Origin of the sequence: Halobacillus litoralis, from assembly GCF_020524085.2 — a bacterium.
In the GTDB taxonomy this organism is placed as follows: domain Bacteria; phylum Bacillota; class Bacilli; order Bacillales; family Halobacillaceae; genus Halobacillus; species Halobacillus litoralis_E.
In genome coordinates this window covers 1,814,853-1,829,113 of record NZ_CP129016.1, presented here as the reverse complement: position 1 = coordinate 1,829,113, position 14,261 = coordinate 1,814,853, and the positions used below count along the sequence as shown (strand labels likewise).

13 protein-coding genes are annotated in these 14,261 nt (G+C 44.6%); all 13 read right to left on the bottom strand.

Annotation, left to right across the window (positions count from 1 at the left end):
• Positions 1 to 2 precede the first annotated feature (2 nt).
• The 13 genes from LC065_RS09145 to LC065_RS09085 all read right to left on the bottom strand — a co-directional run bounded on the left by LC065_RS09145 (position 3) and on the right by LC065_RS09085 (position 14,068).
• Positions 3 to 563 carry a glycerol-3-phosphate responsive antiterminator gene (locus LC065_RS09145; protein ID WP_226591997.1) on the bottom strand — a complete coding sequence of 187 codons (561 nt, stop codon included), beginning with the start codon at positions 561 to 563 and terminating at the stop codon, positions 3 to 5.
• Complete coding sequence (locus tag LC065_RS09140) at positions 560 to 1,081, bottom strand: acyltransferase (protein WP_306163919.1); 522 nt, start codon at positions 1,079 to 1,081, stop codon at positions 560 to 562. Before LC065_RS09140 ends, LC065_RS09145 begins: the two co-directional genes overlap by 4 nt.
• A 4-nt stretch (positions 1,082 to 1,085) precedes the next feature.
• On the bottom strand, positions 1,086 to 1,724 hold the full coding sequence (gene ppaX, locus LC065_RS09135; RefSeq protein WP_226592000.1) for a pyrophosphatase PpaX: 639 nt from the start codon (positions 1,722 to 1,724) through the stop codon (positions 1,086 to 1,088).
• On the bottom strand, positions 1,699 to 2,655 hold the full coding sequence (locus LC065_RS09130; protein ID WP_306163918.1) for a nucleoside recognition domain-containing protein: 957 nt from the start codon (positions 2,653 to 2,655) through the stop codon (positions 1,699 to 1,701). Before LC065_RS09130 ends, ppaX begins: the two co-directional genes overlap by 26 nt.
• 13 nt (positions 2,656 to 2,668) lie before the next feature.
• Complete coding sequence (gene lgt / locus LC065_RS09125) at positions 2,669 to 3,502, bottom strand: prolipoprotein diacylglyceryl transferase (protein WP_226592004.1); 834 nt, start codon at positions 3,500 to 3,502, stop codon at positions 2,669 to 2,671.
• Positions 3,503 to 3,517: 15 nt separating this feature from the next.
• Positions 3,518 to 4,450, bottom strand: coding sequence for an HPr(Ser) kinase/phosphatase (gene hprK, locus LC065_RS09120; RefSeq protein ID WP_226592797.1), 933 nt, complete (start codon positions 4,448 to 4,450; stop codon positions 3,518 to 3,520).
• A 341-nt stretch (positions 4,451 to 4,791) separates the two neighbouring features.
• Positions 4,792 to 5,145 (bottom strand): phage holin family protein, encoded by a 354-nt coding sequence (locus LC065_RS09115; protein ID WP_226592006.1) that lies wholly within the window; start codon positions 5,143 to 5,145, stop codon positions 4,792 to 4,794.
• 34 nt (positions 5,146 to 5,179) lie between these two features.
• Positions 5,180 to 6,211 carry a DUF4097 family beta strand repeat-containing protein gene (locus tag LC065_RS09110; protein WP_306163917.1) on the bottom strand — a complete coding sequence of 344 codons (1,032 nt, stop codon included), beginning with the start codon at positions 6,209 to 6,211 and terminating at the stop codon, positions 5,180 to 5,182.
• A gap of 101 nt (positions 6,212 to 6,312) precedes the next feature.
• Positions 6,313 to 6,969, bottom strand: a complete 657-nt coding sequence (gene bshB2, locus LC065_RS09105; protein WP_226592010.1) for a bacillithiol biosynthesis deacetylase BshB2 — start codon at positions 6,967 to 6,969, stop codon at positions 6,313 to 6,315.
• A complete protein-coding gene (locus LC065_RS09100; RefSeq protein ID WP_306163916.1) occupies positions 6,962 to 7,333 on the bottom strand; it encodes a YojF family protein in 372 nt (123 codons plus the stop codon). Before LC065_RS09100 ends, bshB2 begins: the two co-directional genes overlap by 8 nt.
• Before the next feature lie 66 nt (positions 7,334 to 7,399).
• Positions 7,400 to 10,276: an excinuclease ABC subunit UvrA gene (gene uvrA, locus LC065_RS09095; RefSeq protein ID WP_226592011.1), complete on the bottom strand. Its 2,877-nt coding sequence runs from the start codon at positions 10,274 to 10,276 to the stop codon at positions 7,400 to 7,402.
• A gap of 7 nt (positions 10,277 to 10,283) precedes the next feature.
• A complete protein-coding gene (uvrB, locus tag LC065_RS09090) occupies positions 10,284 to 12,263 on the bottom strand; it encodes an excinuclease ABC subunit UvrB (RefSeq protein ID WP_226592013.1) in 1,980 nt (659 codons plus the stop codon).
• Positions 12,264 to 12,478: 215 nt separating this feature from the next.
• Positions 12,479 to 14,068, bottom strand: coding sequence for a peptide chain release factor 3 (locus LC065_RS09085; protein WP_306163915.1), 1,590 nt, complete (start codon positions 14,066 to 14,068; stop codon positions 12,479 to 12,481).
• Positions 14,069 to 14,261: the final 193 nt, after the last annotated feature.

Sequence of the window (14,261 nt, the reverse complement as noted above, 5' to 3'; positions counted from 1 at the left end):
GTTTATGTATTCTCGCTGTTAAAACGCCATAATTCAGAACGTGAAGTAGAGACTGCAGAAGCACCTGAGGCAAGCGCTTGATCCACTTCTTCCTTAGAACGAATCAAGCCTCCCGCAATGACAGGAATGCCGATATGCTCCTTGATCTCTTTTATCATTCCCGGTAAAACCCCTGGTAAAACTTCAACAAAGTCCGGCTCCGTTTTACGAATGATCTTCACATTATGTTCAATCGCCTGGCTGTCGATTAAAAACAACCGCTGCACAGAAACAAGGTGATACTTTTTTGCTTGTTGAATAACATGAGCTCTCGTGGAAATGACACCATCCGGCTTCACTTCCTGCCCTATGTATTCCATACCATAATCATCCGCTTTCAAACCTTGAATCAAGTCTACATGGACAAAAACTTTTTTGCCAGCTTTTTGTCCAATTTTGACAAGTTTCCTTAATAAACCTAACCGGCTCTCCAAGAGGATAATATAATCCGTTTCACTCTCTAACAAGGCTTCAAATTCTTTGATTTTTTTTACTGCAGGCAGAACCGACTGTGTCAAAGTCATTCTTCTCCCCCGTTCTTTCTCCGTTCTTCCATCTGCTCTTTCGTATAAATGAGCTGCATCGGGTTTCCTCCGACGAACGCTCCTGCGGGCACATCTTTATGCACAAGCGTACCAGCAGATACAACCGCATGGTCACCGATCGTAACACCATGAAGTATCGTCGTATTCGCACCAATCAAAACTTCATTCCCGATCATAACATTCCCTAGTCGGTACTCTTCGATCAAATATTCATGAGCGAGAATCGTTGTATTATAACCAATAACCGAATTCCGCCCGACTTTGATTTTTTCGGGAAACATAATATCGACCATGACCATCAAGGCAAAGGCCGTTTGATCCCCCACCTTCATATGGAGAAAAGTCCGGTACAACCAATTCTTCATCGAAAGAAACGGAGTGTACCGGGCCATTTGAATCACAATGAAGTTTTTGACCACTTTGAAAAACGGGACCGTCTTATAAATGTGCCAAAGCGAATTGGCTCCTTTGACCGGATAGCGTTCCGTTTTCCTCATACAGTCATCCTCCTGTAATTTTTAATAGGTCACGCATATTATCAAGCATATAGTCAGGGTTCAAGTCGTCGAGTACTTTTCTTCCTTTAACCGTCCAAGCGACCCCGGCCGTTTTCGTTCCAGCATTCTGCCCCGCTTCGATATCATGGGTGTTGTCTCCGACCATCATTGCTTCCGAAGCTTGCGAGTCCAATTGGTTCAAAGCCTTCACAATCGGCTCCGGGTGCGGCTTCGCATTTGTGACATCATCCAGAGTGACGACTGTTTCAAATAGTCCATCCAAATTCGTCAATTCAAGCCCCATGTGAACGGTGTTCCGCATCTTCGTCGTTACAATGCCCAATTTATATCCTTGGCCCTTCAGCGTTTCAATCGTTTCTACCACGCCTTCATAGGCTTTTACGTATCGGTTATGATTTTCAATGTTATGTTTACGGTAAGTCTCGACCATTTCTTCTACTTTATCAGGGTTCACCTTGTGCAGGCTTTCCTTTAAAGGGGGCCCGATAAAGTCGAGAATTTCTTCACGCTCATATGTGCGATCAGAATATTGTTCAATCGTATGGGTAAAGGAAGCGATGATCAATTCGTTTGTATCAATCAACGTTCCATCTAAATCAAAGAGAATGGTACGTATGCTCATTGGAAGGATCCTTTCTTTTCTGTTGTAGTCTGTTCCAAACGAAGCCGACGGCTGCCGTTAATACAATTGCCGTTAATAGACGGATCAAGAGCAGGGGCCAAACGGGAATACCGAGCGGGATGAAGATCAGTGTATCCTCAACGACCGCGTGACAGGAAACGAGAAAAAGAATGGCTAAATACATATCTTTTCTGGAAACGCCATCCTCTTCCACAGCCTGAATCATCAAGCCTGCACCGTAAGCGAGCCCGATCGTCAGCCCGGCGGCAAGGGTCATGGATGTGTTACGTTCCATCCCAAGTAACCTTGTTGCAGGAGCGACCCAGCCTGAAAAACGATCAAGCCAACCTTTTTCACGTAGATACTGCATGAAAATCATTAAAGGAATGACAATCAATGCTAGCTGCACGATCCCCATAAATGCGGTTTGCACGCCCCGGAAAATAATATCTGCCCACCCATTTGGATCAGCTGTCTTCTCAGGTGCAAAGCCATATTTCGCTGTTTCGCCTCCGCCTTTCCAAAAAACATTGATAAGGGCAGCTGAAACCAATGCGAGACTCAACCGGACCCCGGCTACAAACCACCAGCTCACGCCTACCCTTTTAGCCACGGTCGATTCAATCAGTAAGTTATGGGAAAAGGAGAGCATCACGGCAAGAATGAACACTTCTTTCACCGTGAAGTCGAATGATATGATGGCCGCAATCCCTGCATAAAGGTTCAAAAAGTTACCAACAACAAGAGGAACAGCCGCTTCACCGGATAGTCCAATCCATTCCATCAAAGGTTCCAGCTTCTCCATGACCCAAGGAAGGACCGGCGTGTATTGAAGGATCGTAACAATTAACGTTACAGGAAAAATGACTTTCCCGAGCGTCCACGTCAACTCTAATCCCTTTTTACTCCCGCGTTTTAGAATCCCCTTCATGCTACCTGCTCCCTTATTTTACTTTCTTTCCGTTATAATATTTATTCGCCATGCCATTCTTTCTGCGGTAAATGATCGCAATAACCGCTCCAATGACAAGCACGATTGAGATAAATTGCGCTGTACGGATCTCACCGAATAGATAAAGGCTGTCTGTCCTCATGCCTTCTACAAAGAAACGGCCCACAGAATACCATATGACATAGCTTAAGAACACTTCTCCCCGGCGAGGGTTAAACTTATGACGCAATACTAACAGTAAAACAAATCCGACGATGTTCCACACCGATTCATATAAGAAGGTCGGATGATAAACCGTACCATCAATGCACATTTGCTGATTGATGAACCCAGGCAAATACTGCATAAAGTTATTATAAAAAGATTCGGATACCGGGCCGCCGTGGGCTTCCTGGTTCATAAAGTTTCCCCAGCGTCCAATCGCCTGCCCAAGAATAATACTTGGCGCAGCGATATCTGCCATCATCCAAAATGACAATCCTTTAATTTTCGTATAAATATAGGCGGTGAGCACTGATCCAATCAGTGCTCCGTGAATAGCGATTCCGCCTTCCCACACGGCAAAAACCTTCCACCATGGTCCACCAGCGTAACGATCCCACTCAAAAATGACATAATAAATCCTGGCACACACGATGGCTGCCGGAATAGCAAATACGACGATATCGACCATGTAATCTTTTTTCAAACCAAGACGTTCGGTCTCTCGCGTTGCAATCCATAGTCCTAAAAATGCGCCTGTGGCAATGATCAAGCCATACCAGTATATCGACAGCGGACCTAATTGGAGGAAGACCGGGTTCAACGGTTCAGGTGTACACATCATTTGCGGTTTCCTCCCTTATTCCTGCGTTTGATCTTGGTCGATGACTTTCGTCAAACGCTCTGAAAACTCTTCAGCAGCATTGACGCCCATACGCTTCAAACGGAAGTTCATAGCTGCAACTTCTATAATGACAGCAAGGTTACGACCAGGACGAACAGGAATCGTTGCTTTCGGAACTTGAACATCCATGATCTTCATCGTTTCTTCTTCTAAACCAAGACGGTCGTATGCTTTGTTCTTATCCCACAATTCAAGGTTGATGACGAGCGTGATCCGTTTATAGCTTCGAACAGCTCCCGCACCGAACAATGTCATCACATTGATAATGCCTAGTCCACGAATTTCCAGAAGGTGCTCAATCAGTGGCGGGCTGTTTCCGATTAACGTGTCATAATCCTCCTGTCGAATTTCAACACTATCATCAGCCACAAGACGGTGACCGCGCTTGACTAGTTCCAAAGCGGTTTCACTTTTACCAACACCGCTTTGACCAGTGATCAACACACCGATACCGTAAATGTCGACTAGTACACCATGGATAGCCGTAAACGGAGCAAACTTGGATTCCAGATAATTCGTCAGGCGACTAATCACTCTTGTCGTCTTATATGGCGACAACATCAGTGGAACGCCCGCCTCATTCGCGGCTTCACTAAGTTCATCAGGAATATCCATTCCCCGGGTAATAACGATTCCAGGTGTCACATCTGTACAAAGCTTTTCTGCCCGCTCTCTCCTCTGATCTTTCGTCAGTTCATTAAAGTAAGAAAGCTCTGTCTTGCCGAGCAGCTGTAGACGATCTTTCGGATAAAATTTGAAATACCCAGTCATTTCTACTCCAGGACGAGAAATATCACTCATATGTATTTCACGGTGGACGCCGTCAGCACCGGCAACGAGTTCAAGCGCAAATTGTTCTAACAAATCTTGTGTACGGACCTTGCTCATTTGTCCATCAACCTCCTCTTTCATCAATCACTGTCCCCTATTGTAGCATGTTTTCAATAAATCTTGGATAGGGAGGTTTTTTAGCAGTATTTCCCTTTACCAGAATCCCTATCGTAGCGAGTTTATTCAACTATCTAGCAGGGTTGTGTAAGACTCAGTTTCGACATGTTCTTTAAGTGGATGGGGCTGCAGGGAATGACTCTCTTCCCAACCACCCCTGACTCCTTAACCAGCAAACGACCCCTGTTCATCTCGAAAACGAGTATTCAACAATCGGAAGAGTTAGTGATGAAAGTAATTCAATAAAAATACCGTATGAGCGGTCTCATACGGTACGGGGGTTATTTTTTCATATCCTTGATTAAGCTGTTCAACACAAGGTTGATCAGAGATATGATAATGGCGGCGATGATCGTCATTCCGAAGCCATCAATCTCAAAAGTACTTCCTAGGAAAGCATCCGTCAGCCACAAGGTAATGGCGTTGATGATGAATAGGAATAAACCGAGCGATAAAATCGTAATTGGTAAAGTAAGAATCACTAAGACCGGCCTTACGATTGCATTGAGGATCGATAAAATGAGTCCCGCGAGCAATGCGCCCCCAACGCCATCAATAATTACGGAATCAAAGAGTGCTCCGACCGCAATAATGGCGATGGCATTGACGACAATATGGATCAACCAATTCTTCATAATTTCATCCTGCCTTTCGTGAATCAATATCCTCTCAGAGCCGGACAGGAGGTTGTACGGTCACTGAACCCGTCTTCGTCTCTGCTTCTATATGATATGCGTCTTCGAATTGTTCGTACGCTTCGAATTCCAACATTTTGTTGGCGACATCTTTACGATCTTTCAAAATTTTGTAATTATCCAATTCACATTGTATTGGACCGAATTTCGTCCTTAGAACACCATCGATTTTCTTTTCCGTCGGAAGTGATACTTGTATTCTTCCAGTCGTTGTCTTATAAAAACCTGTGTGTGCTTTAGCTCCGCTATAGTCAACCGTTATACTGCTGCTGACTGAAGAAGCATCCGTCTTTCCAATATCTCCTGAAAGTGTAATGGCTCCATTGATCGTGTCTGTTTCACACTCTTCGAAAGTACCCTCTTGCAAGTGAATCGCGCCGTTACCCGTCTGCATTTTACACGTCTCACCAGAAAGCTGCTTCGCATTAACGGCTCCATTTGATGTTTTCATCTGGAAATGATCACTTTTGATATTCTCTAGGTTAAGATTTCCATTCGTTAGTTGTGATTTGATGAATTCGTATTTTTTATTAGGAATGAATATATCTACATTCATTTTTATCTTTTTAGATGGGCTGGCGATGCGTAGGAGACCATTTTTAATCTCGACTTGCGTTTCATCGTGAAACCTTGTCCGCGCCTCTTCTTCCGTTTCCACTTGATAGACTTTGACCTGATAGGAAGCTTTCACATCCTCTTGGTCCCAAGTATGGACTTTTAAAGAGCCGTTGGATATAGAAAGGTCGGCATCATGAAACTCCTCATTAGGAAGAATCGTTTCATCATTGAATTCAACGTATTCTCCAAAAGAAAAATCGAAATCGGCATTTTTAATCTTTTCCATCGCGTCATCCATGAAATTTCTCAGCCCGTATTTAGACTTCTCGCGTTGCTCTGAGCTTTTTGGAGAAGGTTCTTCTACAGCTTCTAATAGTTTCGCTCCTTCTTCTGCAGAAATCGTGCCTTTTTCGATCATTTGTAGAATTTTCATACGTTCTTCATTCATAAAATCAGCTCCTTTTCATCTCTTACGTTTTTCCCTATCGAAAGGGTTCAAAAACTAAAAAACACCTGAGAAAACTTGGTTCGTTTCTCAGGTGTAAGGGTTCATTGAAATTTGTACATATAAAATCGTTCTGTTTTCAGCCGCTCTAATTGTTCAGAAGCCTGATCATGATTTTCAATCAGACTCATCATTCCGTCAGCCTGGGAGAGATGGGCCTTGATAGCCGCCAATTTCCTTTCCCAGTAAGGCCGTACATCCGTAATGATCTCAGGCTTTCCTAGATCGTGTTCCGATTGATTGGATATGGCGTGCATCCATATTTGAGGACGATTCTCCTCAGGCATGTTTTCCACAGCCTCAATCACTGCTGCCCCAAGTGCATCATGATCCGGATGAACAGCATACCCCGGATAGTGAGTAATGATAATGGTAGCTCCTAATGATTCGATACGTTCCTTCAGGTGCTCAGCCACTTGATGACGGGGTTCAAACTCTAATGTTTTATCCCTGTAGCCAAGCATTTCAACGTCTATATCCAATTGTTTCGCCGCTTCAGCCAGCTCCTTTTTTCGAAAAGAAGAAAGCGTTTCGCGATTAGCGAATATTGGGTTGCCCATGTTTCTACCCATTTCTCCGAGCGTACCGCATAGATAAGTAACCGGCACCCCTTCATCACGGAATTTAGAAATCGTTCCGGATGCTCCGAAAGATTCATCGTCCGGATGAGGGAAAATGACAACTACTCTTTCTTTACTCATCAGGATCCGCCTCATGTGAAAAAGGTGTTTCACTGATTTCAAGAGCAACCATTAAACGGCCCTCACGGTCATGACCGGCCATGAGCAGTCGATTCTTTTCATCAATTTCATAATCTGTCAATCCTTCAGCATACACCCAGCCCATGTCCAGTTTCAGACCTACGCGGTAAGACCCTCCGGTACTGACGATTTTTCCGTGTTGATAAGAGACTTGCGCATTTCGGATAAACGCCCCGACGTTGTAGGCATTTTCATCGAAGTGACTGGCATAAGCCCCGTTTGTCGTTTCTAAGTGTACATAAACTTCTTTATTCGCAAGTTGATCAATTTTTTCTTGAACAACTTTCTGTTGAATGGCATCCACTCGTATTCCTCCCGTCAAACGATTCTTGTTTAACGATACTCAATTTAGAGGCAAGCGTCAAAACATCTACTTGTTCCCTACTTTTTCACGGGCATTCATTTTCTTATCCATCCGTGCCCTGTCACGTTCCAGTACCGGTTTCAAATAACGTCCCGTATAAGAGATTTCCTGCTCCGATACATGCTCAGGAGTGCCGCTGGCAATAATTCGACCTCCGTTTTCTCCACCCTCTGGACCGAGGTCAATGATATGATCGGCTTCTTTAATGACATCAAGGTTATGCTCGATGATCAATACAGAATCACCGTTATCTACGAGTCTTTGCAACACTTTCAATAACCTTGAAATATCATCGACATGCAGACCCGTTGTCGGCTCATCCAAAATATAAAAGGACTTTCCATTCGAGCGGCGATGGAGTTCACTTGCAAGTTTCACACGCTGAGCTTCTCCTCCCGAGAGAGTGGTGGCGGGCTGACCGAGTTTAATATACTCCAGTCCCACATCAGCGACTGTTTGAAGTTTCCGCTTAATCTTAGGAATGTTCGCAAAGAAGTCGAGCGCTTCCTCAATGGTCATCCCTAATACATCAGCGATGCTCTTTCCTTTATACTTCACTTCCAATGTTTCGCGATTATACCTTTTTCCATCGCAAACTTCACAAGGGACATAAACGTCAGGAAGGAAGTGCATTTCAATCTTAATGATTCCATCCCCGCGGCAGGCCTCACAGCGGCCCCCCTTGACATTGAAGCTGAACCGGCCTTTTTTATATCCTCTGATTTTCGCTTCATTGGTTTGAGCGAAAACATCACGGATATCATCAAACACGCCCGTGTAAGTAGCCGGATTGGAGCGTGGAGTCCGGCCGATCGGGGATTGATCGATATCAATCACTTTATCCAGATGTTCCATACCTTCAATCGTTTGATGCTTCCCAGGTTTTTGTTTTCCATTGTGCAGCTTCATCGAAAGAGACTTATACAGGATCTCGTTAATAAGCGTACTCTTACCGGATCCGGAAACGCCTGTTACGGCCGTGAACACTCCGAGCGGAATCTCTGCATCCACTTTTTTAAGGTTGTTCTCTTCGGCTCCTTTAATTCTCAGGAAGCGGTCATCCGCCTTCCGACGTTCTGCTGGAAGAGGAATGAACTTTTTACCGGATAGATATTGACCCGTCAAGGATTTACGGCTCTTCATCACCTGTTTCGGTGTTCCTTGAGTGACAATATCGCCACCATGCGCCCCTGCTCCTGGTCCAATGTCGATCAGGTAGTCCGCGGCGAGCATTGTATCTTCATCATGCTCGACGACAATCAGCGTATTATCAAGATCACGCATTCGCTTCAGTGTATTGATCAACCGGTCATTGTCCCGTTGGTGAAGACCAATGGATGGCTCATCAAGCACATATAACACGCCGGTGAGTGCTGAACCGATTTGAGTCGCCAGGCGAATTCGCTGAGCCTCACCACCCGATAGTGTCCCGGCCGAACGGGAGAGTGTTAAGTAATCCAGCCCTACGTTCGCTAAGAAGCTGAGACGTTCACAGATTTCTTTGAGAATCATACGGGCGATCGTTTCTTCTTTTTCGGTCAACTCAAGAGCCTCGAAGAACTCCTTCGCTTCAGTGACAGAATAATCGGTTGTGATACCGATGTGCTTTCCGTCGATCAAGACCGCTAACGCTTCTTCATTCAATCGATTTCCTTTACACTTCGGACACGGCTTTTGCGCCATGTATTTTTCCATCTGTTCACGGATATAATCAGAGCTCGTTTCACGGTAACGACGAGCAATGTTCGGGATGACACCTTCAAAGAAAATATCGTTTTCCCGTACTTTTCCAAAGTCATTTTCATAGCGGAAGTAGATTTTGTCCTCACCACTGCCATAAAGCACTTTTTCTTTATGTTCTTCTGGCAGGTCACGGAATGGTTTATCCATATCTATGCCGTAATGATCGGAAACACTTTTCAGAAGCTGTGGATAGTATTGAGAACTTTGCGGCTCCCATGCAGCAATCGCATGTTCATTCAAGGAGCGGCTCCAATCCGGGATAACAAGGTCGATGTCGACTTCAAGCTGTGTCCCTAACCCGTCACAGCGATTACAAGCTCCATAAGGGCTGTTGAATGAGAACATTCTTGGTTCTAATTCACTAACGGAAAAACCACAGATTGGACATGCATGGTGTTCGCTGAACATCAGCTCTTCTTCTCCGATAACATCCACAATCGTATGACCGCCGCCAAGTTTAAGAGCTGTCTCAATAGAGTCAGAAAGTCGGCCTTCCACGCCTTCTTTCACGACAATTCGATCGATGACGACCTCAATCGAGTGCTTTTTATTTTTCTCGAGATTTATTTCCTCGGAAATTTCGCGCATTTCCCCATCGACTCGAAGGCGTATATAGCCTTCTCTTTGGAGCTGCTCAAATACTTTAGCGTGTTCACCTTTTCTACCAGACACAACGGGCGCAAGGATTTGAAGTTTCGTCCTTTCCGGATACTCCATCACGCGGTCGACCATCTGCTGCACGGTTTGTGAACTGATTTCCACTCCGTGTTTCGGACACGTCGGACGTCCGATGCGGGCGAACAACAGACGCAGATAGTCATAGATTTCCGTTACGGTACCTACAGTTGAACGTGGGTTACGGCTCGTTGTTTTCTGGTCAATGGAGATTGCCGGTGACAGTCCTTCTATGGAATCCACATCGGGTTTGTCCATTTGTCCTAAAAACTGGCGTGCATAAGCACTTAGTGATTCAACGTAGCGTCTCTGTCCTTCTGCATAAATCGTATCGAAGGCCAAAGAAGACTTCCCTGAACCGGACAAACCGGTCATCACGACCAGTTTGTTTTTCGGGATGTCGATATCGATATTTTTTAAATTGTGAGCACGTGCTCCTCTAATACTGATATGTTTACTGGCCATACTCTTTTCATCCCTCCGCTTTTAATTCCAACAGCACATCACGCAGTTCGGCTGCCCGTTCGAAATCGAGATCGCGTGCGGCTTGTTTCATTTCGGTTTCTAGATTGTCGATCATTTCCTGACGTTCTTTCTTCGTCATTTCTGAAGGCTTCTTACCTGTATCATATCCAGCTTCGTCCTCCGCAACGTTTGTCGCTTTAATGACGTCACGCACTTCCTTCTTGATCGTTTTCGGTGTGACGCCATGCTCTTCGTTATAAGCGATTTGTTTTTCACGGCGTCTGTAAGTTTCATCAATCGCAAACTGCATAGATTTCGTCATCTTATCCGCATACATAATCACTCGACCGTTTTCATTACGTGCCGCTCGACCAATCGTCTGGATAAGGGAGCGGTCGGAACGCAGGAACCCTTCTTTGTCCGCATCCAAAATGGTGACGAGTGACACTTCGGGAATATCCAGTCCTTCACGAAGCAGGTTGATTCCAACAATGACATCGTATTTCCCTACCCTTAGATCACGAATGATTTCAATACGTTCCAGTGTCTTAATTTCCGAGTGTAAATAAGCAACCTTAATTCCTAAATCTTTAAGGTAATCGGTCAAATCCTCAGACATCTTCTTCGTTAATGTCGTTACGAGGACACGTTCATTTTTATCTTTCCGTTTATTGATTTCCCCTACAAGGTCATCGATTTGACCATGAATGGGGCGGACATCAATTTCCGGATCCAATAAGCCTGTAGGTCGAATAATCTGTTCAACCATCTTCGGTGTATGTTCAATTTCATAAGGGCCAGGGGTCGCAGAAACATAGGCAATCTGATTAATATGCTCTTCAAATTCAGGGAACATGAGCGGCCGGTTATCCATGGCTGAAGGCAGTCGGAACCCATGGTCCACCAGTACTTGTTTTCGCGCTCGGTCCCCGTTGTACATCCCTCTGACTTGAGGAAGTGTTACGTGTGACTCATCGATCATCATAAGGAAATCATCTGGAAAATAATCAAGCAAGGTGTAAGGTGTTGCTCCTTCTTCTCTGAAAGTCAAGTGTCTTGAATAGTTCTCAATTCCAGAGCAGAAGCCCATTTCGTTCATCATTTCCAGATCATAATTTGTCCGTTGTTCAAGACGCTGGGCTTCCAGCAATTTATCTTGATCACGCAATTCCTTCAGACGGACTTCTAACTCTTTTTCTATATTCTTAATCGCTTTTTTCAGCTTTTCTTCACGGGTAACGAAGTGTGAAGCTGGGAAAATCGCTACGTGGTCCCGGTCTCCGACAACTTCACCAGTCAGTACATCGACTTCACGGATGCGGTCGATTTCATCTCCGAAGAATTCCACCCGCATCGCATGTTCCTCTCTTGAAGCGGGGATGATTTCAACCGAATCCCCGCGGACTCGGAACGTACCGCGCTGAAAGTCGATATCATTTCTCGCATACTGGATATCTACAAGATTTCTTAATAACTCATCCCGGTCTTTTTCCATACCCGTTCTTATGGAAAGCACTTGGCTGCGGTATTCGTCGGGAGAACCGAGACCATAGATACAAGAAACACTAGCAACAATGATGACATCGTTCCGCTCAAACAGAGCAGAAGTCGCTGAGTGACGTAATTTATCAATCTCATCATTGATGCTCGCATCTTTTTCAATAAACGTATCTGACGAAGGCACATAAGCTTCTGGCTGATAATAGTCATAGTAACTGACAAAATACTCGACAGCATTGTTCGGGAAAAATTCTTTGAACTCACTATATAACTGTCCAGCAAGCGTTTTATTATGGGCGATGATCAGTGTCGGTTTATTCACTCGCTCAATGACATTGGACATCGTAAATGTCTTTCCTGTACCTGTGGCCCCGAGCAATGTTTGATGCTTATCTCCTCGTTCAATCCCTTGAACAAGTTCCTCAATTGCTCGCGGCTGATCCCCTTGAGGTGAATACTGTGAAACTAATTCAAACTTCTCCTCCACGACGAAAACCTCCGTTCATTGTCTATACTCGTACTTTTTAGTTTACCACAACAGTTTACCATTCTAACATCAAACGAACAAACATTCGTATTTGGATATTCTCTGTAAATAACTGGATGACCTGGTGTGGAAGATAATTCCACACCAGGTCATCCAGTTTATCCCATTTCCCACAATAAAAAAAGCACTTTGCAGGATGCAAAGTGCTTTGCTTATTAGGAATTCAACGTTTGGTTGTATTCGTTGACTTCGAACAGGTCGGTCAGCTCGATGTCTGGATTTTTATCTTGGAACCAACGTAGAGAGAAGTCGTTCTTAAAGAGGACAAGCGGGTTGCCTTCACGATCTTCCGCAAGCATGTTTCGCTCATCAAACAGCGACTCATCGACCTGGTCTTCGTTCAACCAGCGTGGGATGCGTTCGCCAAGAGGAGTCAACTCGATATCTACGTTGTACTCGTTCTTCATGCGGTATTCAAAAACTTCGTATTGAAGCTCACCAACCGCTCCGATGATATAGTCTTCGAAACGATAGCGTTTGAACAACTGGATTGCGCCTTCTTGCACAAGCTGTTCCAACCCTTTTCTGAACTGCTTGGATTTCATGACGTTCTTCGCCGTTACTTTCTTAAATAGTTCAGGTGGGAATTGTGGAAGCTCATCGTACTCGAAGTTGGATTTGCCAGTTACGATCGTATCTCCGATTCGGTAGACGTTCGGATCATAGATTCCGATAATATCCCCGGCATACCCTTCCTCAACGGTTCCCCTGGAAGAAGCCACAAATTGCTGGGATTGTGCCAGCTTGAACGTTTTTCCTGTACGGGAAAGTGTAACGTTCATCCCGCGCTCGAATTTTCCGGAACAGATTCTTACAAAAGCAATTCGGTCGCGGTGTTGCGGATTCATGTTCGCCTGAATTTTAAAGATAAAACCAGAGAACTCCTCATGATCCGGAGAAACAATACCTTCTGTCGATTTTCTCGGCGCCGGTTCAGGTGCCATATCAATGAATGAATTGAAGAAAGTTTCCACACCGAATGGAGCCAGAGCACTTCCGAAGAAGACTGGCGTCTGATCGCCGCGCATCACTTTTTCCATATCGAAGGTATCCCCAGCTTCAGCGACCATTTCCATTTCTTCTTCCGATTCCCGGAACGTAGCATTCTCCGTTAATTCAGGATGCTGATCAAGTTCGCTGTATGGAATGTATTCTTCTTCCTCGTTTCCTGTGTATTGAACAAACTGCTCATTTTCACGGTCGAAAACGCCTAAGAAGCGCTTGCCCATTCCAGCCGGCCAGGTCATTGGATAGGTTTCGATATTCAACGTCTCTTCGATTTCTTCCATCAATTCCAGCGGTTCACGGCCTTCGCGGTCCATTTTGTTAATAAAAGTGAAAATTGGGATGCCGCGCATTTTACAAACTTTAAACAGCTTGAGCGTCTGCGCCTCGATTCCTTTTGTTCCATCAATGACCATGACAACACTGTCAACAGCAGTCAATGTGCGATACGTGTCTTCACTGAAATCTTCGTGTCCGGGTGTATCCAGAATATTCACTTGATAATCTTTGTAAGGGAAGTTCATCACACTGGACGTGACAGAAATTCCACGCTGCTTCTCAATTTCCATCCAGTCAGAAGTTGCAAACTTACCAGACTTTTTCCCTTTGACCGTACCTGCGGATCGGATCAAGTTTCCGAATAATAACATTTTCTCCGTCATCGTTGTTTTACCGGCGTCCGGGTGGGAGATAATAGCAAACGTACGGCGTTTTTTCATTTCATTTTGTATTAGACTCATCGTGATATCCTCCGTTTATTAAGAATTTCAATACATTAGGCTGGGTAGGATATACGTTTTACATTGGCAGATTCACTCCATAAAAAAAGCGCTCACACACTCAAGCGCCTTCGTCGAATTTTTTGATTATACTTTGAAAGTTAGCATAACCCACTTGTAAAATCAATCACAAAAACGAACACCTTCCAAATGT